Source organism: Nocardiopsis sp. NRRL B-16309 (assembly GCF_001279585.1).
In the GTDB taxonomy this organism is placed as follows: domain Bacteria; phylum Actinomycetota; class Actinomycetes; order Streptosporangiales; family Streptosporangiaceae; genus Nocardiopsis.
On the sequence record NZ_LGEC01000058.1, the window covers coordinates 189,616 to 209,234 of the forward strand.

Annotated in this window: 19 protein-coding genes; 9 read left to right on the forward strand and 10 right to left on the reverse strand. The window is 72.2% G+C overall.

All coding sequences use genetic code 11. The features are described 5' to 3' along the window. Window positions 1–151: 151 nt before the first annotated feature. The gene (locus tag ADL05_RS07475) at window positions 152–721 is read left to right on the forward strand and encodes a DUF6542 domain-containing protein (protein WP_053616128.1); all 570 of its coding nucleotides are present in this window, start codon (window positions 152–154) and stop codon (window positions 719–721) included. A gap of 85 nt (window positions 722–806) precedes the next feature. Here ADL05_RS07475 and ADL05_RS07480 read toward each other — a convergent pair whose 3' ends face one another. From ADL05_RS07480 to ADL05_RS07495, 4 genes are all read right to left on the reverse strand, one after another. Next, a complete protein-coding gene (locus ADL05_RS07480) occupies window positions 807–1,052 on the reverse strand; it encodes an exodeoxyribonuclease VII small subunit (RefSeq protein WP_053616129.1) in 246 nt (81 codons plus the stop codon). Window positions 1,053–1,145: 93 nt separating this feature from the next. Continuing rightward, window positions 1,146–2,519 carry an exodeoxyribonuclease VII large subunit gene (gene xseA / locus ADL05_RS07485; RefSeq protein ID WP_082376179.1) on the reverse strand — a complete coding sequence of 458 codons (1,374 nt, stop codon included), beginning with the start codon at window positions 2,517–2,519 and terminating at the stop codon, window positions 1,146–1,148. 97 nt (window positions 2,520–2,616) lie between these two features. Next, window positions 2,617–3,081: a DUF3060 domain-containing protein gene (locus ADL05_RS07490; RefSeq protein ID WP_231640648.1), complete on the reverse strand. Its 465-nt coding sequence runs from the start codon at window positions 3,079–3,081 to the stop codon at window positions 2,617–2,619. 166 nt (window positions 3,082–3,247) lie between these two features. After that, window positions 3,248–4,027, reverse strand: coding sequence for a hypothetical protein (locus ADL05_RS07495; RefSeq protein WP_053616130.1), 780 nt, complete (start codon window positions 4,025–4,027; stop codon window positions 3,248–3,250). A 295-nt stretch (window positions 4,028–4,322) separates the two neighbouring features. Here ADL05_RS07495 and ADL05_RS07500 point away from each other — a divergent pair, with 295 nt between their 5' ends. After that, on the forward strand, window positions 4,323–5,294 hold the full coding sequence (locus ADL05_RS07500) for a 4-hydroxy-3-methylbut-2-enyl diphosphate reductase (RefSeq protein ID WP_082376180.1): 972 nt from the start codon (window positions 4,323–4,325) through the stop codon (window positions 5,292–5,294). 99 nt (window positions 5,295–5,393) lie between these two features. Here ADL05_RS07500 and ADL05_RS07505 read toward each other — a convergent pair whose 3' ends face one another. Both ADL05_RS07505 and ADL05_RS07510 read right to left on the reverse strand, forming a co-directional pair. After that, a complete protein-coding gene (locus ADL05_RS07505; RefSeq protein WP_053616132.1) occupies window positions 5,394–5,930 on the reverse strand; it encodes a DUF4245 domain-containing protein in 537 nt (178 codons plus the stop codon). Between the two features lie 84 nt (window positions 5,931–6,014). Then, window positions 6,015–6,623, reverse strand: coding sequence for a TetR/AcrR family transcriptional regulator (locus ADL05_RS07510; protein ID WP_053616133.1), 609 nt, complete (start codon window positions 6,621–6,623; stop codon window positions 6,015–6,017). Between the two features lie 193 nt (window positions 6,624–6,816). Between ADL05_RS07510 and glpX the strand changes: the two genes are divergently transcribed. Together glpX and ADL05_RS07520 are read left to right on the forward strand one after the other, a co-directional pair. Continuing rightward, window positions 6,817–7,839, forward strand: a complete 1,023-nt coding sequence (glpX, locus tag ADL05_RS07515) for a class II fructose-bisphosphatase (protein ID WP_053616134.1) — start codon at window positions 6,817–6,819, stop codon at window positions 7,837–7,839. Between the two features lie 218 nt (window positions 7,840–8,057). Beyond that, window positions 8,058–9,746: a hypothetical protein gene (locus ADL05_RS07520; RefSeq protein ID WP_053616135.1), complete on the forward strand. Its 1,689-nt coding sequence runs from the start codon at window positions 8,058–8,060 to the stop codon at window positions 9,744–9,746. Here ADL05_RS07520 and ADL05_RS07525 read toward each other — a convergent pair. Beyond that, entirely contained in the window at window positions 9,679–10,605 is a 927-nt protein-coding gene (locus tag ADL05_RS07525; protein WP_231640649.1) for an ABC transporter permease, read from the reverse strand. The two genes, ADL05_RS07520 and ADL05_RS07525, sit on opposite strands and share 68 nt — an antisense overlap. Further along, window positions 10,602–11,528 (reverse strand): ABC transporter ATP-binding protein, encoded by a 927-nt coding sequence (locus ADL05_RS07530; RefSeq protein ID WP_053616136.1) that lies wholly within the window; start codon window positions 11,526–11,528, stop codon window positions 10,602–10,604. Before ADL05_RS07530 ends, ADL05_RS07525 begins: the two co-directional genes overlap by 4 nt. A 737-nt stretch (window positions 11,529–12,265) precedes the next feature. Here ADL05_RS07530 and ADL05_RS07535 point away from each other — a divergent pair. The 5 genes from ADL05_RS07535 (at window position 12,266) to ADL05_RS07555 (ending at window position 17,659) form a co-directional block, all read left to right on the forward strand. After that, the gene (locus tag ADL05_RS07535) at window positions 12,266–12,631 is read left to right on the forward strand and encodes an RNHCP domain-containing protein (protein ID WP_053616137.1); all 366 of its coding nucleotides are present in this window, start codon (window positions 12,266–12,268) and stop codon (window positions 12,629–12,631) included. Next, window positions 12,628–13,065: an RNHCP domain-containing protein gene (locus ADL05_RS07540; protein WP_053616138.1), complete on the forward strand. Its 438-nt coding sequence runs from the start codon at window positions 12,628–12,630 to the stop codon at window positions 13,063–13,065. Before ADL05_RS07535 ends, ADL05_RS07540 begins: the two co-directional genes overlap by 4 nt. Window positions 13,066–13,254: 189 nt before the next feature. Then, on the forward strand, window positions 13,255–13,845 hold the full coding sequence (locus tag ADL05_RS07545) for a DUF1707 domain-containing protein (protein ID WP_053616192.1): 591 nt from the start codon (window positions 13,255–13,257) through the stop codon (window positions 13,843–13,845). A gap of 121 nt (window positions 13,846–13,966) precedes the next feature. After that, window positions 13,967–15,355, forward strand: coding sequence for a class II fumarate hydratase (locus tag ADL05_RS07550; protein ID WP_053616139.1), 1,389 nt, complete (start codon window positions 13,967–13,969; stop codon window positions 15,353–15,355). 204 nt (window positions 15,356–15,559) lie between these two features. Continuing rightward, a complete protein-coding gene (locus ADL05_RS07555; protein WP_053616140.1) occupies window positions 15,560–17,659 on the forward strand; it encodes a serine/threonine-protein kinase in 2,100 nt (699 codons plus the stop codon). An 80-nt stretch (window positions 17,660–17,739) separates the two neighbouring features. On the opposite strand, the gene ADL05_RS32255 is transcribed toward ADL05_RS07555, so the two are convergent. Next, window positions 17,740–18,345: a transglycosylase family protein gene (locus ADL05_RS32255; RefSeq protein ID WP_304437779.1), complete on the reverse strand. Its 606-nt coding sequence runs from the start codon at window positions 18,343–18,345 to the stop codon at window positions 17,740–17,742. A gap of 59 nt (window positions 18,346–18,404) precedes the next feature. Then, window positions 18,405–19,088: a lytic transglycosylase domain-containing protein gene (locus tag ADL05_RS07565; RefSeq protein WP_053616142.1), complete on the reverse strand. Its 684-nt coding sequence runs from the start codon at window positions 19,086–19,088 to the stop codon at window positions 18,405–18,407. Window positions 19,089–19,619: the final 531 nt, after the last annotated feature.

Consider the following 19,619-nt stretch of genomic DNA (forward strand, 5'->3'; position numbering starts at 1 on the left):
CATCCCGGCGTCCAAGGGTGAGGGTGGAGTGTTCGGCGCGGAAGGGGTCAAGTAGCCGAAATGACGACACGATCCCCGGAGAAGTCGAGGGATCCTCACTAGAAGTGACACACTAAATACCGTGAGTAACAAACTTGGGAGGCGTACGGTCGTGCCTCAGCGCAAGACGGACGGTCCGGTACCCGGACGCGCCCCGTACTTCGTGCGAACGCAGGACCGCGGCCACAACGGACCAGCCGCAGGACAGGCGACGCGCGCCGACGCGCGTCCCCAGGCACCGCAGGGAGCGCCGGGACCGCACACGGCCCCGTCCCCCTGGCGGCCACCCCGGTTGACCGGTCGCGGCGGCATCCTGCTCATCATCCTCAGCAGCTTCGCCGGGACCATGGTCGCGCACTGGACGGAGACCTCGGCCCCGCCGGGTGTGGCCTTCACCCTGGCCTGCCTGCTGACCGCGGCGCTGGTCCGCCCCACCGACCTGCTGTCACTGTCCGTGAGTCCGCCGATCGCCTTCTTCGCCTCCGTGGTCGCCGCGGAGGCCGTGCTCGCCCTGGGCAGCGAGGGGTTCGCGCGGGTGCTGCTGCTGGGGCTGGCGTCCCGCCTCGCCGAGGTCGCTCCGTGGCTGTTCCTCGGGACGGCGCTCGTCCTGGTGATCAGCGTGTTCCGCGGCCTGCCCGGCAACATCCGGGAACTGGGCGACGAGCTCAACGGCCGCAGGTAGCGGACGGGCGCCGCCGGTCCCGCTCCCAGGCCGCCCCGACGCGCTCGCCGCGCCTCCCCCGCGCCGGCCCTCCGCGCGCCCTGCCTCAGAAGGGCGTGTCCTCGTCCTCGGAGGTCTCACCACGGCGCTCGTCCATGGCCGCGGCCATCGTGGCGCGGGCCCCCTCCAACCAGTGCTCGCACGTCTTGGCCAGCTCCTCGCCCCGCTCCCACAGGGCGAGGGAGTCCTTGAGGCTGAGGCCGCCGGACTCCAGCCGGCGGACGACGTCGGTCAGCTCCTCCCTGCACTCCTCATAGCTCTGCTTCGGCTCGGCTGCGCCCTTGTCGGCCATCTCTGCTCCGTCCGTCGGTGGGTGGGTGTCCCGGGCTGGGCCGGGTGGTGTCGGTGCCCGGAGGCCGGTGTCCCCGTGGCTGCGCGCCCGGGACTACCGCCCGGTGTCATCCGTGGTGGCGTCGGATCCGCCTGATCCGCTCTCGGTTTCGTCGACCGGTCCGGCCGCTCCGCCGTCGGCCGCGTCGGACCCGCCGTCGGGCCCGCCGTCTGCTCCGCTGACTGGTCCGGCCGCTCCGCCGTCGGAACCGGCACCGGCGGGGTGCACGGCCGTCACGGTCGCGGACAGGCTGTCCTCGGCGAAGCGGATCCGCAGCTCCTCCCCCACATCGGGCTCGGCGGCCGAGCGGACCACCGACCCGTCCTCGCGCTGCACGATGGCGTAGCCCCGGGCCAGCGTGGTGGCCGGGGACAGCGCGTGCAGGCGGGCGCGCGTGTGGGCGAGTCCGTCGGCCGAGCGGTCCAGCGCCACGGTCAGGCTGCGGCGCGCGCGGTCGCGCAGGTCCACGACCTGTTCGGTGAGCCGGTCGATCTCGCGGACCGGGTCGGCGAGCGCCGGACGCGAGCGCATGCCCTGGAGCCAGGACAGCTCGCGGTCGACGGCCCCCCGCAGTACGCGCCGTGCCCGGTCGCGGAGCTGGCGGACCAGCTCCAACTGCTCGCCGACGTCGGGCACGGCCTTCTTGGCCGCGTCCGTGGGGGTGGAGGCGCGCACGTCGGCGACGTAGTCCAGCAGCGGCGCGTCCTGCTCGTGGCCGATCGCGCTCACCACCGGTGTGCCCGCCTCGGCGACGGCGCGGACCAGCGCCTCGTCGGAGAAGGGCAGGAGGTCCTCCAGGGAGCCGCCGCCGCGCGCGATGATGATGACGTCCACCTCGGGGCGTGCGTCCAGGTCCCTGAGCGCCTCCATCACCTCGCGCACGGCGCGGTCGCCCTGCACGGCGACCGGGCGCACCTCGAACCGCACGGCGGGCCAGCGGCGGCGCCCGTTCTCCAGGACGTCGCGCTCGGCGGCGGAGTCGCGGCCGCAGACCAGGCCGACCGTGGAGGGCAGGAAGGGCAGCGGGCGCTTGCGCGCGGCCTCGAACAGGCCCTCGGCGGACAGGGTGCGGCGCAGCTGCTCCAGGCGGGCCAGGAGCTCGCCCAGGCCCACGTGGCGGATCTCCAGGGCGCGCAGCGAGAACGTGCCGCGCACCTCGTAGAAGTCGGGTTTGGCGTGCACCACCACGCGGGCGCCCGCCTCGGGCGGCGGGCTCTGCGCGTCCAGCACCGAGGTCTGGCAGACCACGCGCACGGACACGTTGGCGACGGGGTCGCGCAGCGTGATGTAGGCCATCCGGCCCCGCCGGTTGAGCTCGGCGATCTGGCCCTCGACCCAGATCCGGCCGAGGCGGCCGATCCACTGGCCGACGGCGTTGAGGACGACTCTGACCGGTTGCGGCGCCTCGGCGGAACTCTCCATGCCCATGACACCCGAGCCTAGGCCAGCGCTACGACAGCCCAGCTCATCCGACGCCCGCCGCGCCAGGGGACGCGTCGGCCGGGGCGGCGCGCCCCGGCCTCGTTCAGGACTGCGCGTCGCCGCCGGCGGAGATCTCGTTGTTCGTGCCGACGTCGATGACCGAGGGCTCGCCGGTCGCGTGGTGGACGGTGTTGTCGGCGCCCACGACGTTGATGGTCTCGGCGCTGCCGACGTGCACGATCATGTCGCTGCCGAGGACGTTCACCCGCTCGCAGGCGCCGTTGAGGACGACCTCGCCCGCGCTGGCGGTCACGTTGACCGTACGGCCCTCACAGTCCTCGGTCACGGTGCCCTCGGAGCTGGCGATGGTGAGCGAGCCGTCCCCGTCCACGCTGACGGCCGGGTCGCCCTCGGAGTCGACGGAGACCTCGCCGTCGCCGTTGCCGACGCTGACCCCGTCCTCGTCCACGGACACCGAGCCGTCGCCCCAGGGCAGGTCGACCGAGCAGCCGGTCACCCAGAATCCGGCGGCGAGCACGGCCGCGGCGGCCAGAGGTCGCTTCATCATGAGGAGCCCTTCGCACGAGGGGCGCGTGGTACGCCCCGTCAGCAGGGTAGACGTCCGAAGCCGCCGAAGGGTTCCCGAGCGCGCCCGAACCGGGACCCGAACGCGGCCGAGCCCCCGGCCGGAGGTCGTCCGGAAGAGGGCTCGGTACGCGCGTGGGAGGGGCGGTCTACTCGCCCGACTCCAGCTTCGCGATGCGGTTGTCGTACATCTTGATGAACTCGGGGCGCCCCTGGTGGGCGACCTCGTAGGCGCGCAGGTCGCGGACCTGCTCGATGGTGAGCTTGCGCAGTCGGGCGCGGATCGACGGCAGGGTGAGGTCGTCGTAGGTGGGCACGGCCAGGTCCTCGGCCGCGGGGGCGGCGCCCTTGCGCACCTTCGCGAGCACCTCGTCGCTGGCGACCTCCGTGTGGGCCTCGGCCACGGCGAGCTCCTCGGCGATCGCCGCGCCGTCCTTCTCCACGTCCACCGCGGGGGCGGGCTTGGCGGACTTCTGCCCGGACGGGGCCTGCTCGGCGGCCGCGACCTCCTCGGGAGCCTCGACGACCTCCGCGGCCTCGACCGCCTCGGCGTTCGCGGCGGGCGCCTCGTCGGCGGACCCGGTGGAGGACTCCTCGGCGGAAGCCCCCTCGGCGGAGGTGTCCTCGGTGGTGGAGCCCGCGGCCTCGGGCTCCTCGGCCTTCTTCTCGTCGGCCTTCTTCTCCTCGGCCGCCGGCTCGGCGGCGGCCTCGGCGGCCTCGTCCTTCTTCTCGGCGTCCTCCGCCACGGCCGACGCGGTGGGGGCCTCGTCGGTGGTCGCGGCGGGGGACTCGACCGTCTCGGCCGCCTGGGCCGTGGACGCGGTGTCCTCGTCCTTGGGGGCGGAAACGGTGGAGGTGACCGGCTCCTTTCGGCCGAAGATGCCCTGGACCAGGGTCTTCAGCTTCGTGGCGATCGTCGGGTTCGACATAGGACGGGGGCTCCTGATGATCTCGGCGGTTGGGCCAGCGGCGCGCGTCCAGCAAACCAGGCAAGGCCGAGTTGAGGGCGAACCGCCTATAACAGATGTGATGGTGAACCAGGATAGAGGAGGGAGGAACACCATGAGCAGGGGATAAGTGAACGATTTCGCCACGTCGAAGCGGAAACGAGCACGCTCCGTCACGGTACCGTGACCCTGACCGCCGATCCGTCGGGTATGCCCACTTCAGTGCCCTCGCCCACACCCGCACACCGGACCGTTCATCGCACCTAGGATGTGACACATGACTGCGACGACGACTGCGACGAATCAACGCCGTGTGCTACTCGCCAACCCCCGGGGCTACTGCGCCGGTGTCGACCGTGCGGTCATCACCGTCGAGAAGGCCCTGGAGCAGTACGGCGCGCCCATCTACGTGCGCAAGCAGATCGTGCACAACACGCACGTGGTGCGCACCCTGGAGGAACGCGGGGCGATCTTCGTGGAGGAGACCGAGGAGGTGCCCGAGGGCGCCATCGTCGTCTTCTCCGCCCACGGGGTCTCCCCCGCCGTGCACGAACAGGCCGAACGGCGACAGCTCAAGACCATCGACGCCACCTGCCCGCTCGTGACCAAGGTGCACAAGGAGGCCAAGCGCTTCGCCTCCGAGGACCGCGACATCATCCTCATCGGCCACATCGGCCACGAGGAGGTCGAGGGCACCAGCGGTGAGGCTCCCGAGCACATCCAGATCGTCGAGAGCCCCGACGAGGTGCACAAGGTCGAGGTCCGCGACCCCGACAACGTCTCCTGGCTCTCCCAGACCACGCTCTCGGTGGACGAGACCACCCAGACCGTCGACGCCCTGCGCAAGAAGTTCCCGAACCTGCTCGACCCGCCCAGCGACGACATCTGCTACGCCACGTCCAACCGCCAGGACGCGGTCAAGGCGATGGCGCCGGAGTGCGAGCTGGTCATCGTGGTCGGCTCCGACAACTCCTCCAACTCCGTCCGCCTGGTGGAGGTCGCGCTGGACGCCGGCGCCGACGCCGCCCACCTGATCGACAACGCCTCCCTCATGGAGGACGCCTGGCTGGAGGGCGTGACCACGGTCGGCGTCACCAGCGGCGCGTCCGTCCCGGACATCCTGGTCCGCGAACTCCTCGACAAGCTGGCCGCGCACGGATACGGCTCCGTCAGCCCGGTCACCACCGCCGACGAGACCCTGACCTTCTCGCTTCCCAAGGAGCTGCGCCGCGACCTGCGCGCGGAGTAGCACCCGGCACGCACGAAGGGGACCCGCGCCGAGCGCGGGTCCCCTTCGTGCGTGCCCCCGGTCCGTCCGCCGCCCGGGGAGGAGGACGGACCGGCGCGGTCAGTCGGATCCCGCCGGGTCCGTCGTCAGGCCCCCGGCCAGGTGGGCGAGCTCGTCCACGTCGGCGCTGCCGGCCACCACCAGCGTCACGTCGTCCTCCAACAGCACCAGCGCGCCCCAGTCCGCGGAGTCGTAGTGCTCCCACTCCCGGCCGCCCACGGCGACCGTGCCGACAGGCTCGGCGTCCTCGACGCTGTCCGAGACCACGCTGGCCGGGTCGTCGTCGCTCTGGATGAGCCGGGCGTGGCTGTCCTCGGCCGTGGCGAAGCCCACGCTCCAGTGCACGGGGCCGGTCACGTCGAGGATGGAGCTGGTGGGCGTCCACCCCTGGTCGACGAGGTCCTCGTCGGGCACCGTCACCGGATAGTCCGCGGCCTCGCGCAGCACGTCGATGTCGGGACGGTAGTCCACGGAGGGGATGTGCTCGCCACGGCGCGTGGCGACCACGAACGCCATGGCCAGCAGGATCGCGACGAGGATCCCGAGGGAGATGGCGTAGTTCTTGAAGGTGGCGTTGGACCGGCTGTACTCACTCATGACAGCTCCCAGCTTGCCCCAGGCCCGCGACCCCTCTGATCCGGGGTGCCGCTAGGGAGTGTCCGAGTTCCCGCCCCGGGTCGGTCAGGACCGGCGCTCGAACTGGGACAGCAGCGCCGTGATGTCGTCGGCGAGCCTGCGCGCGTCGGCGTCGTCGCGCCGGACCACCTCGGCCACGGCCAGGAGCATGGCCCCGCTCACCACGATGAGCAGTGCCTCGTCCACGGGCTCGTCGGCCTTGCGGAACAGGGCCACGTTGCGGTCGCTCCACTGGGTGAGCCGCGCGCGGAGCTGGTAGTCGAAACCGGGAGGCCCGTCGCCGCTGAAGAACAGCCGCGCGGTGTCGCGCTCCTCGATGCTGCCGAGCAGGTAGGCGCGGGCGGCGATGTTCATCAGCCGTGTGGGATCACTCTCACCCTCGGCCCGCGCGTCCACCACCGCCTGGTGGGTGCGCTCCTGCTGGCGCTGCTGGAACTCCTCGTACAGCGCGAGGTAGAGGTCGGCCTTGCCGGTGAAGTGGTGGTACAGGCTGCCGACGCTCGCACCGGCGACGGAGACGACCTCGCTCACGCCCGCCTTGGCGAACCCCACGGTGCGGAACACCTGGGCGGCCGCCCTCAGCAGAGCACTGCGTGTGGCGGCTCCGCGCGGCGAGACCCGCACGGCCTTCTCCGGCCTGTCCGTCTTGTCCACTGTCACGCCCTCACTCCGGTCCGGGTCAAGCCAGCGTAGACCGTCATCCCCACCGCGCGCCCGTCGCGGGTGGCACCCGCGGGCGCCCGGCGGTGTGACACCCCGGGCCACCCGTGCCAGTCGGGGAACACGTCGGGTGACTACCCTAAGACGTGTATCCCCGCCCTGATCCCTGATGGAAGGTGTCACCTCCATGTCGCAGTCCGCGAGCTCCACCGCGCAGTCCTCGGCGCCCGACAGAAACCTCGCGTTGGAGCTGGTCCGCGTCACCGAGACCGCGGCGCTCGCGGCGGCCCGCTGGGTCGGCAAGGGCGACAAGATCGGTGCCGACGGGGCGGCCGTGCGCGGCATGCGGCACATGATCAGCACCGTGTCCATGAACGGCACCGTGGTGATCGGCGAGGGCGAGAAGGACAACGCCCCGATGCTCTACAACGGGGAGAGCGTGGGCGACGGCGGGGGGCAGGGCTGGGACGTGGCCGTCGACCCGATCGACGGCACGACGCTGACCGCCATGGGCATGCCCAACGCGATCGCCGTCATCGCGATGAGCCCGCGCAACACCATGTTCGACCCCTCCGCGGTCTTCTACATGGAGAAGCTCGCCACGGGACCCGAGGCCGCCGACGTCGTGGACATCGCCGCACCGGTCACCGACAACATCCGGGCGGTGGCCCGCGCCAAGGGCAAGTCCCCGCAGGACGTCACGGTCGTCATCCTGGACCGGCCCCGCCACAAGCAGCTCGTGCAGGACGTGCGCGACGCGGGCGCCCGGATCAAGTTCATCAGCGACGGCGACGTGGCGGGCGCGATCATGGCGGCCCGCGCGGGCACCGGCGTGGACCTGCTGCTGGGCATCGGCGGCACCCCGGAGGGCATCATCACCGCCTGCGCGATGAAGTGCCTGGGCGGCGCCATCCAGGGGCGGCTGTGGCCCAAGGACGAGGACGAGCGCGCCAAGGCGCTCGCGGCCGGCCACGACCTGGGCCGCGTGCTGCACACCGGCGACCTCGTCTCCTCCGACGACGTGTTCTTCGCCGCGACCGGCATCACCGACGGCGAGCTGGTCGGGGGCGTGCGCTACGAGGCGTCGCGGGTGATCACCGACTCCCTCGTCATGCGCGGGCGCAGCGGCACCGTCCGCGAGGTCCGCAGCGAGCACCGGCTGAGCAAGCTCGCGGCCTACAGCGGCGTGGACCTGACCTCCGCGCCCTGACCCCGCGCCCCGGTCGACGTGCCGGCCCGGCCGGATCGCGGTGTCCGGCCGGGCCGACGCGGTCCGACCCGTGCCGTACCGTGCCGGACGGGGTCGGCCTGTGGGCCGCCCCACCCGCGCGGTCGGCTCCGGATGCGAACCACACCGGGGTGACCCCGCATCAGAACCCACGTTGACCCGCGCCCGCGGGCGCACTGCACTTCCCCGTCGGAGGCACGATGTCCTACCCGGATCCCCCACAGCAGCCCCCATGGCAGCCGCACCAGCCCGGGCAGCCTGGGCAGGGCCACCCTCAGTACGGTGCCGCCCCCGGGCAGCCGTACCCCCAGCAGCCCCAGCAGCCGCCGTACCCGCAGCAACCGCCGCACGGCGCCCCCGGCGGCGGCATGCCCGGCGGCGGAGCGCCCGGCGGTCCGCCCTACGGGGGCCAGTACCAGGGCGGCCAGATGCCGCCCTCCGGCGGCCGTCGCCGCCACCGCTGGCTGATCCCGACCGCCGCGGGCGTGGCCGTCGTGGTCATGGCGGGCACCGTCTGGGCCACGGTGTCGCTGGTGGACTTCGGCGGGCCGCAGCCCGAGACCGTCCTGCCCGGCAACTCGATCGCGTTCGGCAAGATGGACCTGGCCATCGACGGCTCCCAGGCCATCGAACTCCTCCGGTTCGTCGACCGGCTGCCCGAGGAGATGCTCGAGGAGGTGGGCGAGCCGGAGGAGGACACCTCCTCGATGATGGCCGAGGCCTTCGTCGAGGCCTTCCCCGAGGCGGACCAGGCCGAGGTGGAGGAGTGGATCGGCCAGGGCGTCGGCGGCTCGGTGTGGCCGACCGACGACGAGGAGGCGTCCGAGGGCACCGGCGTCGGCGGGGCCATCGCGTGGTCGGTGACCGACGAGGCGCTCGCCGAGGAGCAGCTCACCGCCCTCACGGGCGAGCGCGACGACATCGCCTTTGAGGTCGTCGCTGACTTCGCGCTGATGTCGTACAACGAGGCCGCGCTCGCCGACCTGGACAGCCAGGTGGAGGCGCACGGCACCCTGGACGGCAGCGACACCTTCACCGGTGACCTGGCCGACGTGCCCGGCGGGAGCGTGGCGGTCGGCTGGACCGACCTGGGCGGCCTGATGTCGGTCGAGGAGTTCCGGCGCGAGGTCGAGGCCGAGATGCCCGCGGACTCGGGCGCGATGGAGGGCCGGGCGACCGCGTCCATGCGCGTCGACGGCGACTACCTCGAAGCGCGGATGGACGTGTTCGGCTTCGAGGTGGACCAGACCGACCTGTCCTGGCTCTCGGAGTCCCCGGGTGCGAGCGTGGCCGCGATGGGCGACCTGCCTGAGAACACCGCCGTCGCGGTCGGCGGCACCGGACTGGACGAGGCGTTCACCAGCGCCTACGAGCAGGGGATCCCCTTCCTCAGCAGCGGTGAGCAGACCGAGATGGAGCGGTCGTTCAACTCCATGGGGGTGCCGATGCCGGACAGCTTCGGCGGTCTGCTGGGCACGTCCACGGCGTTCGGCGCCGCCGACCTGGACTTCACCGCCGGGAGCCCCGACGGCGCCACGTACGAGTACCGGGCGGTCGGCGGCGACGAGCAGGTGCTGACCACCCTCGTCGAGCAGATGGCCGGGCCCTACTCCTCCTCGGTTCCCGAGGTGCGCGGCGACGGCGACGCCGTGGTGGTCTCGAACGGCCCGGGCGGCGGCCGTCTGGCCGACGACGAGGTGTTCCAGCAGACGATGCAGGAGATGGACGACGCCGTGATGGCCGGATACGTCGACCTGCGGCAGGCCATTCCGGCCGGTGAGGTCGACGCCCCGGAGGAGTGGGGCGCGCTGGGCGTGGCGCTCAGCGTGACCGGGGAGGGCGAGCGCGCGAGCTTCGAGCTGCGCTGGGCGCCCAGCGGCGGCGAGTAGCCGCGTGTGACGGCGGTGGCGCGGGAGGGAGGCCTCCCGAGCTGACGACGCGGCGGCGCATCTGGAAGCCCGCCAGGAACCACATCAGGACGATGAAGGCCAGCAGCACGGCGACGTGGCCGAGCGCCGTCACGGGCGCCAGACCGCCGAAGACCACCCCGCGGATGAGTTCCACGGCGTGGTAGAGCGGGTTGACCATGGCCGCCGACTGCACCCAGTCCGGCAGCTCGGTCAGCGGGAAGAACGTTCCAGCCACGAGGAACAGCGGCGTGAACAGGCCGCTGAACACGTAGTCCATCGACCGCACCGACGTGATGACCGCCGAGATCCAGATGCCGAACAGCGCGAAGGCGAAGCCCGCCAGGAACGCGATGAACGGCACGAGGAGCATGCCGGGGCCGGGCCGCAGCCCGAAGCCGATGGCGACGAGCAGCGGCACGCAGCCGTAGACGCCCGAGCGCAGGGCCAGCCACAGCGCCTCGCCGGTGACCAGTTCGCGCACGTCGATCGGGGTCGCGAGGATGCCCTCGTAGGTGTGCAGGAAGCGGCGCTTGATGAAGGTGTTGATCACGGCGGGCATCATCGACTGGAACATGACCGACACCGCCACGATGCCGGTGCCGAGGAAGTCGATGTAGCTGTAGCCGGCGAGCGTGCCGATGAGCGCGCCCATGCCGAAGCCGAAGCACAGCAGGTACAGCGTCGGCTCGACGACCGCGGCGAACGTGGTCGCCCGCCAGGACTGGCCGTACAGGATCCACTCGCGCGCGACCACGCCCAGGACGGCGTCGGCCTCGAACCGTCCGGGACGCGCGTGGATCTCCGGCCGGGCGTCCTCCCTGGTCTGTCGCAGGGTCATTCCACACTCTCCCCGGTGAGGGTCACGAACACGTCCTCCAGGTTGCTGGCGCGCCGCAGTGGCGTGGCCAGCCGGTCCCGGAGCGACTCGGGCAGTTCTTCGGCACGCAGGACCGACACGGTGGTGCCCGTGCGCCGGGTGGTGAAGCCGTGGCCGCGGATGAGGGCTTCGAGGGCGTCGATGCCGTCCTCCCCCGGCGTGTACTCCTCCACGGTCGCCCCCGCGTACTTGGCGACGAGGTCGGCGGGGGTGCCGCGTTCGACGACCCGGCCCGCCGCCATCAGGGCCACCTCGTCGGAGAGGCGTTCGGCCTCCTCGATGTAGTGCGTGGACATCAGCACGGTGACGCCCTCGGCGCGCAGGGCGTTGATGACACCCCACAGGTCCTGGCGGACCTGCGGGTCCAGGCCGACCGTGGGCTCGTCCATGAGGACGAGTTCCGGCCGGTGCAGGAGGGCGCGGACGATCAGCAGCCGACGGCGCATGCCGCCGGAGAGGTCGTCCACGAGGGTGTCGCCGCGGTCGCCGAGCTGGGCCAGGCGCATGGCCCGCCCGATGGCCTCCCGGCGCTGCCGCCGGGGGACGCGGTAGAGGAAGGAGAACATCCGCAGGTTCTGCTCGACGGTGAGTTCCTCGTCGAGGTTGTCGTGCTGGGGGACGACCCCCATGCGGGCGCGCGCCCACTTCGACTCGGCTGGGATCTCGTGGCCGAGGATGCGGATCTCGCCCTCGTCGGCCAGGCTCTGGGCGGTGAGCATCTTCATCGTGGTGGACTTGCCCGCGCCGTTGGGCCCGAGCAGTCCGAGGACGACACCCTGCGGGACGTCGAGGTCCAGACCGTCGACCGCGGTCAGGGAGCCGAAGCGCTTGACGACGCCGCGTAGCAGGAGCGCGGGGACGGCGGAGGAGTCGCTGGGGCCCATGGACGCGCTCCCAGGCACACTCCGGCCCGGATCAGATGAGGTCATGAGGCCACGGTGGCAAATTCGCGGGTGAATATCCAGCGAGTTTTCCGCCCCGGGGCGGGCGCGGGGCACCCCTTCATTCACGCCCGGCGGAACCGCCTCGCTCGCGGCTCAGCCGGGCCACAGGGGATTTCCCCGTTGCGGATTCTCCGATTCGGCCCTACAACGGCGTCAGAGCTCGTTAACGAGTTCGATTATGAAGGTGGTCGTGCGCGTCAAACTGCTCCCCTCGCCGGAACAGGCGGAGGCGCTTCCCCGTAGCCTCAGCCACGGGTAGCTGGCGTTCGAGTACTCGGTCACCACGGACGACTAGGAACCGAAGACGTCGCCGACCTGAACTGAACTGGAGCCCGAGCTGTTCGCCGTGCACCAGAACCCGGTGGCGGGGAACAGCACATACGCGATCGCGCCATCCACCTGGCCCGCAGGCGTCCCGGCCTCGAAAAATCCGTTGCGCGGGGCCGGGCCCCTTCCTAGGATCGGCCGCACCACGACGACCCACCCGGAAGCGCACCCGCCGCCCGGGTCCCAGGAGGCTGTTCATGACCCGGACCGCGCCGAGCGCGCTTCACCACCGTGCGGACGACCACCGGCTCCGGCCGCTCCCGGCCCGCTGACGCGACACCGCCGCACCGTCGAGAACCGCTCGGCCTGCTCCTGCTGCCCGATACCGATGTCCAGCAAGGAGTTCCCGGGTGTCCACCACCGAACCCATCCCCGTCCTGCGCACCTCCACCTTCACCTGCGTGCGCTGCGGCCTGACCACCGCCGTCCTCGATCCCGCGGGCGCGCGGCGCGACCACTGCCCCAGCTGCCTGAGTTCGCGCCACGTCGTCGACCGGGTCGAAGGCGGGTCCGCCGACTGCGGCGGACGCATGGTCCCGATCTCCATCGCCGTCCCGCGCGGCGACGCGTGGCGCCTCATCCACCGCTGCACGCGGTGCGACGAACTGTCGGAGAGCGCCGTGTCCACGGACGACAACCACCTCGTCCTGATGCGCCTCGCCGTCCGGCCGCTCGCCGAACCGCCCTTCCCGCTCGACCTGTTCGGGGAGGTGTGAGCGTGGGTCGGCGCAACACACGGGGGCGGCGGCGCGCCCAGCGCGCGAAAAGCGTCACGCACGCCCACGGCGAGGTCGGCCGGTCCCGGTCGTTCCGCTGCGCGCGCTGCCGGTTGGAGGTCCCCGCCGACGCACCGGGGACGGCGCACCGCAACCACTGCCCGCACTGCCTGACCAGCCTGCACGTGGACCGCCGCGTCCCCGGGGACCGCGCGGCGGACTGCCGGGGGCGCATGGACGCGGTGAGCGTCTCGGCGCGGCCGGACGGCGAGTGGATGATCATCCACCGCTGTACGCGCTGCGGCGGACTCAGCGCCAACCGGATCGCGGGCGACGACAACGCACGGTCGCTGGTGCGGATGGCGGTCCGTCCGCTGGCCGCCGCCCGGCCCTCGGCCGCCGACCTCGCCCGGCGGGTGCTGATCGACCTGTGACCACGGGCGGGCCCGCTCCCCGGGCCCGCCCCTCGCCCACCATCGCCGAGGCCGCCGCGTGCGAGGACGGACCACGGCCGGGGCCGCCCGCCGTCGTTCGTCGGCGCCGCGCGCCACGATGGACCACGACCCTGGGAGGACGCGCGTGAGAGGGCGGTTGCTCTAGTGTTGACCGACGTGAGTGAGGAACTGTCCCCCGCCAGGCTCCGTGCCTCCGACGCCGACCGCGAACGGGTCCTGAGGATCCTGCGCGAGGCCACCGCCGACGGCCGCCTGGACCTGGAGGAGTTCGAGGAGCGTTCCTCGCTCGTACAGGCCGCCCGGACCCTGGGCGAACTGCCCGGCGTGACCGCCGACCTCGTCCCCGCCGACCAGCAGCCCATCCGGCTCGACTCCCAGCCCGTGATCGGCCTGTTCGGACGGGTCTCCCGCCGCGGTCGCTGGGTGGCGATGCCCGGTGAGCTCGTCGCGGCCTTCGCCGGCCGCGTCGACGTCGACATGCGCGAGGCGCTCCTGTTGCGCAACCACCACCGGGTCGTCGTCCACGCCGTCCTCGGCCGGGTCGAGATCGAGGTCCCCGAGGGGGTCGAGGTGCGGATGGCCGGCTGGAGCTTCCTCGGCCGGCGCACCACCAACGCGCAGCGGTCCGAGCTGCCGACGCCGCCCGTCGTGGAGATCGACGGGTTCAGCGTGTTCGGGATCGTCCGCGTGCGGGCGCCCCGCCGACGGCGCTTCCTCGGCCGGGGCCGGCGCCGCCCCCAGCGCGGCATCAGCTCCTGATCACGCGGCCCCCACCTGCACGGATGTCAACATGACGCGTGCAACACGGGTGAGTGCCACCGCGCTCCTGTGCGTCTGGCAGGCTTGTCTCACAGGATTTCCCAGGAGAGATGGGCCAGCGATGAGTGAGTTCCGTATCGAGCACGACTCGATGGGTGAGGTCAGGGTTCCCGCCGAGGCCAAGTGGCGGGCCCAGACCCAGCGTGCCGTCGAGAACTTCCCGATCTCGGGCCAGGGCCTGGAGGGCGCCCACATCGCCGCCCTCGGCCAGATCAAGGCCGCCGCCGCCAAGGTGAACGCCGAGCTGGGCGTCATCACCGACGAGTTCGGCAAGGCGATCCGCGACGCGGCCCTGGAGGTCGCCGAGGGCACGTGGAACGACGAGTTCCCGATCGACGTCTTCCAGACCGGCTCGGGCACCTCCAGCAACATGAACACCAACGAGGTCGTGGCGACGATCGCCAGGGAGCGCACCGGTCTGGAGGTGCACCCCAACGACCACGTCAACGCCTCGCAGTCCTCCAACGACGTCTTCCCGTCGTCCATCCACATCGCCGCCACCTCGGCCGTGCAGAACGAGCTGATCCCGGCGCTGCGCCACCTGGAGGGCGAGCTCACCCGCAAGTCCGTCGAGTTCGCGTCCGTCGTCAAGAGCGGCCGCACCCACCTGATGGACGCCACCCCGGTCACCCTGGGCCAGGAGTTCGCTGGGTTCGCCGCGCAGGTCCGCTACGGCGTCGAGCGCCTGGAGGCCGTCCTGCCGCGCGTGGCCGAGCTGCCCCTGGGCGGCACCGCCGTGGGCACCGGCATCAACACCCCCGAGGGCTTCGCCGCGCGGGTCATCGCCGAGATCGCCGCGAACACCGGCCTGCCGCTGACCGAGGCCCGCGACCACTTCGAGGCGCAGGGCGCCCGCGACGGCCTCGTCGAGCTCTCCGGCCAGCTGCGGACGATCGCGGTCGGCTACTGCAAGATCGCCAACGACATCCGCTGGATGGGGTCGGGCCCGACCACCGGCCTGACCGAGGTCTTCCTGCCCGACCTTCAGCCGGGTTCCTCGATCATGCCCGGCAAGGTCAACCCGGTGCTGTGCGAGGCCATGCTCCAGGTCTCCTCCCAGGTCGTGGGCAACGACGCGGCCGTCGCCTTCGGCGGCGCCAGCGGCAACTTCGAGCTCAACGTGCAGCTGCCGATGATCGCCCGCAACGTGCTGGAGTCCATCCGCCTGCTGGCCAACGTCTCCCGCCTGTTCGCCGACCGCTGCGTGGCCGGGATCGAGGCCAACGAGGAGCAGTGCCGCACCTACGCGGAGTCCTCCCCCTCGATCGTCACGCCGCTCAACCGCTACATCGGCTACGAGGAGGCCGCCAAGGTCGCCAAGCAGTCGCTGGCCGAGCGCAAGACGATCCGCCAGGTCGTCCTGGAGCGCGGCTACGTCAAGGACGGCAAGCTCACCGAGGAGCAGCTGGACGCCGCCCTCGACGTGCTGAAGATGACCAACTCCCAGTAGTCCCACGCGTGACCGGTCAGGGCACCCCGCGCCGCGGGGTGCCCCTTCCGTCTGCGCACGGCCGACGCGGTCCCAGGTCGCGATTCGGTTCCGCTCCCGCCCGGCCCGGAACCTTCGGTCCGGGGTGGACGTCGGACCCTCGTGCCAGTACATCTGGTTCGACCCCTTCGCACCGGATAGCAGCCCGCCTCGAGAGGGCAGTACATGTCGAGCAACAGCGGTGGCGAGCACATCGTCGCGGACCGTTACGTCCTGCGCCGTGAACTGGGACGCGGCGGCATGGGCGTCGTCTGGGAGGCCTTCGACCCCTCCCTCGACCGCGTCGTCGCGATCAAGCAGGTGCTCCTCCCCGACCACTTCACCGACGAGGAGCGCGCGGACGCGCACGCCCGAGTGCGCCGCGAGGCGCAGTCGGCGGCGCGGATCTCGCATCCGAGCGTCATCACCATCCACGACGTCTTCCAGTTCGGGGGCGACCCGTGGGTCGTGATGGAGCTCGTCGAGGGCGGATCGCTCCAGGAGAGGCTCAACGAGCACGGTCCGCTGGATCTGGAGACGGCGGCCTCGGTCGCCGAGTCGCTGCTCAAGGCGGTCCGGGCGGCCGACGCGGCCGGAGTCCTGCACCGCGACATCAAGCCCGGCAACATCATGATGTCCTCGGACGGCCGGGTCATCCTCACCGACTTCGGGATCGCCACCATGGAGGGCGGTCCGAGCATCACGCGCACGGGTGCGCTGATCGGCTCACCCGAGTACATGCCGCCCGAACGGCTGGAGGGCGGCCCCGCGGAGCACCGGGGCGACCTGTGGAGTATCGGGGTGACCCTCTTCGCGGCGGTCGAGGGGACCTCGCCGTTCCGCCGGGACAGCATCACCGCGGCGATCGCCGCGGTGATGTCCGCGGAGCTGCCGCCGATGACGAGGGCCGGATGGCTGCGCCCGGTGATCGAGGGCCTGCTGGAGCGCGACCCCGACCGGCGGCTCACCCCGGAAGCGGCGCTCGACCTGCTGCGCGGGAGCCGTGAGGACACCGGAGGCGCCGGAGGCCCTGACGAGGCGACCGGCTCCGGGACCGGCCCGAACACGCCGGGTCGAGCGGTGGGCGGTGGCGCCGCGGCCGGTGGTGCGGCCGGTGCCGCGGCCGGTGGTGCGGCCGGTGCCGCGGCCGGTGGTGCGACGACGGCCGGGGGCACGCCGGCGGGTGGCCCGGCCTGGGGTGCGGCCGGAAACGCGACAGCGGGTGGTGCGGCCGGAGGCGCGGGTCCCGCCGGGCCGGGCGGTACTCCCCACCCGTCGCACAGCGGAGGGTACGCCGCTCCCAGCGGTGGCTACGCGGCCCCGGGCGTCGGTTACCGGTCCCCGGCCGACACGCGGCCCTCCCCCGCCCACCCGGGACCACCGCACGGCGGCGGACCCCGGGGCCCGTCCACGCCCTTCCCCGGCCACGGACGGCCACCCGCCTACGGGCCTGTCGCCGGGCACGGCGCCGGTCACCCGTCCGGCGGCCATCCGGGAGGAGGAGGCCCGCCCACCGGCCACCTCCGCACCGGCGGCACCGGCGGCTCACGTTCGGGCTCGACCTCGCGGATCCTGCTCGGTGTCGGCGCGGGCACGGTCGCCCTGCTGCTCATCGCGGTCGCCACGGTCGTGGTCGTGATGAATCGCACGGACGGCTCCGGCCGACCCCTCGCACCGACACCCGACGCCGCCGGCCCCGCCGGAGGCGAGGCCGAACCGGGCGAACTCGACTCCGGCGTCAGCGCCGGCCCGCCGGCCGACGACGACGATGACGACGCCGCCACCGGGGACCGCCCGGCCTACGACTCCCTGGAGACCTTCGACTCCGAGTGGTTCTCGGTGGGCCACCCGCAGGGCTGGTACGTGGACGACTCCGGCATCGACAGCACCATCGTGGCGATCCAGGCCGAGGGCGGGAACCACCAGGTCTGGATGTCGGGATGGACCGAGCCGGACTTCACGGGCACGAGCGCGGAGTTCCTGGAGTCGACGGACGGCGGCACCGACACCGGCGGCGAGTCCATGCCCGATTACACCCAGTTGGACCTGGCGGAGGTCGGCGACCACGACCTGGGCGCCGGCTGGGACGTCGCGCGCGTCGAGGCGGAGTTCACCAACGAGTCGTGGCCCTCGCGGGAGCGCCGGTTCTGGTCCTACGCCATGAGCACGGACTACCAGGACGAACGCGTCTTCTACCTCATGAGCGTGAACGTCCCGGTCTCGGACGCCGAGTACTACGCCGACCTGCCCGAGGACGTCTTCGAGACGTTCACGCCGCACCTCTGACCACCCGTACGACCGCGACGGCCCCCGTTCCGCGCAGGGAACGGGGGCCGTCGCGCCGTGGTGTGTCCGGCTGTGCGACGTCAGTCGAACAGGTGCACGCCGCAGTGCGGCCACTGGCTCTGCCAGTTCCCGCCCACGGCGTTGTAGAGCTGCTGGGCCCGCTGGGTCTGCTCGTCGGGGCTGGCCTCGGACGGCAGGCCCGTGCCGCCCACGGACTCCCACGTGGCGGTGCTGAACTGGTAGAGGCCGTAGTAGCCGCCGGCGGAGTTGACCGCGGTGGGGTCGCCGCCGGACTCGCACTGGGCGAGGGCGGGCCAGTTCAGTCCCGCGGCGTCTCCGCCGCCCTGCGGCGGCGTGCCGCCGGACTCCTCCTCCGGCTCTTCCTCCTCCGGCTCCTCCGGCTCGATGGCGGGGGCCTCGCCCTGAGCGGTGCGGCTGCCCTCGCTGAGGGCGGCGTCGCGCTCCCCGGCCGAGGCCTCGCGGAGGGCGGCGAGCTCGTCCTCGGTCAACTGGTCCGAGGCGGCGAAGAACTCGTCGCCGGTGTCGGCTTCGGGGGTGGTCTCCTCGACCGCGGCACCGGCCGCGACGTCCGGATCGACCCTTTCGTCGGCGAACGCGGAGACGGCGAACGTCGCGCCAGCGACCAGGGTCGCCGCGGCGACCGCCGCCGTACTACGCAACGACATGCGATTGAGTAACACGATGTCCTTTCCCCAAGAGGGGGCAATAGCCAGGGAAAGCCCTATTAATACCAGTTGTTGGCCTGCGAGTGGGACCAGGCGCCGCACGGGTCCCCGTAGCGGTCCTTGATGTAGTCGATCCCCCAGGCGATCTGCGTGGCGGGATTGGTCCGCCAGTCGTCACCGTGGGACGACATCTTGCTGCCGGGCAGCGATTGCGGAATGCCGTAGGCGCCCGAACTGGGGTTCTCGGCCGTGTGGTTCCAATTGGACTCCTTCTCCCAGAGCGGCTCCAGGCAGTCGGAGAACTGGTCGGAGCTCCAGCCCTCGGCCAGCACCATGTCCAGGGCGATCTCCTTGGCCGATCCGGCCGGGACCGGCGCGGCGGAGCCGGAGGAGCCCTCGTCCTCGGCGGGCTCGCTCTCGGGCTCCGGTTCGGGCTCGGGGACGTCCTCGCCCTCGTCGCTGGCGGACTGCACGGCCTCGTCCGCCGCCGCTTCGGCGGCGCTGCGGGACTCCTCGCGCGCGGCCGCCAGGTCCTCCTCGGACGGGGTGGGCGGTGCCGCGAAGAAGTCGTCCTCGGTGGGCTCGGCGTCGGGGGTGGTCGGAGCCACGGCGGCGGAGGTCACCTGGTCGGGGTCGACCTCACCGCTCTGGGCGAAGGCCGCCACGCCGAAGGTGGCGCCGGCGACGAGCGCCGCCGCGCCGACGGCACCGACATGACGCAGTGAGATCCGGTGGAGTAGCAAGATCGCCCTTTCGCGCGTTGACGCTCACGGACGGAGGGTCCGCGGGTGTTGTTCGCCGCTCTCCGTGCGGCCCGGGTCAGGCGCGGAGGGAAGGGCAGCGCCGTTCAACCGTCCGCGTTCGGGCTCCCGCACGGGTGGGGGTGCTCTGTGCAGCGGATTCAGCCTGCATCATCGTCACGGCCAAGTAACGCCATATTTACTATGTCTTGGATCACATCACGGAATGTGCCTGCAATGCGGGGCTTTGACCTGCGAGGCATCACCAAGAGTCAAGGGATGGTCAACTCGCGCGGTGGGTGTGGCGACTGTCTCCGTGTGCTCGGGGGAGACCGAAACTCCGGGACCCGATCCGCCTGGGGCGGTCGGGAGACCGGGGGCCGGTGGTCCCGTGGTCGTGCCGGACGTCCGGCCGCCAGGGCGATCCGCCCCCATGGCACGCCGCCAGGCCGTGTTCGGCGAGGCGACACGCGCGAGGGACGGAACGACCCTGGCCGTGTCCCTGAGTACGCGCGTCTGAGTACGCGTACGGAT

Bases quoted from the DNA above. Each gene is read 5' to 3' on its own strand.
- ADL05_RS07505 (WP_053616132.1), bottom strand. From the start codon at position 5,930: ATGAGTGAGTACAGCCGGTCCAACGCCACCTTCAAGAACTACGCCATC.
- ADL05_RS07525 (WP_231640649.1), bottom strand. From the start codon at position 10,605: ATGACCCTGCGACAGACCAGGGAGGACGCCCGGCCGGAGATCCACGCG.
- ADL05_RS07530 (WP_053616136.1), bottom strand. From the start codon at position 11,528: ATGGGCCCCAGCGACTCCTCCGCCGTCCCCGCGCTCCTGCTACGCGGC.
- ADL05_RS07550 (WP_053616139.1), top strand. From the start codon at position 13,967: ATGAGTGAGTTCCGTATCGAGCACGACTCGATGGGTGAGGTCAGGGTT.
- ADL05_RS07480 (WP_053616129.1), bottom strand. From the start codon at position 1,052: ATGGCCGACAAGGGCGCAGCCGAGCCGAAGCAGAGCTATGAGGAGTGC.
- ADL05_RS32255 (WP_304437779.1), bottom strand. From the start codon at position 18,345: ATGTCGTTGCGTAGTACGGCGGCGGTCGCCGCGGCGACCCTGGTCGCT.
- ADL05_RS07495 (WP_053616130.1), bottom strand. From the start codon at position 4,027: ATGTCGAACCCGACGATCGCCACGAAGCTGAAGACCCTGGTCCAGGGC.
- glpX (WP_053616134.1), top strand. From the start codon at position 6,817: ATGTCGCAGTCCGCGAGCTCCACCGCGCAGTCCTCGGCGCCCGACAGA.
- ADL05_RS07500 (WP_082376180.1), top strand. From the start codon at position 4,323: ATGACTGCGACGACGACTGCGACGAATCAACGCCGTGTGCTACTCGCC.
- ADL05_RS07490 (WP_231640648.1), bottom strand. From the start codon at position 3,081: ATGATGAAGCGACCTCTGGCCGCCGCGGCCGTGCTCGCCGCCGGATTC.
- ADL05_RS07520 (WP_053616135.1), top strand. From the start codon at position 8,058: ATGTCCTACCCGGATCCCCCACAGCAGCCCCCATGGCAGCCGCACCAG.
- xseA (WP_082376179.1), bottom strand. From the start codon at position 2,519: ATGGGCATGGAGAGTTCCGCCGAGGCGCCGCAACCGGTCAGAGTCGTC.
- ADL05_RS07555 (WP_053616140.1), top strand. From the start codon at position 15,560: ATGTCGAGCAACAGCGGTGGCGAGCACATCGTCGCGGACCGTTACGTC.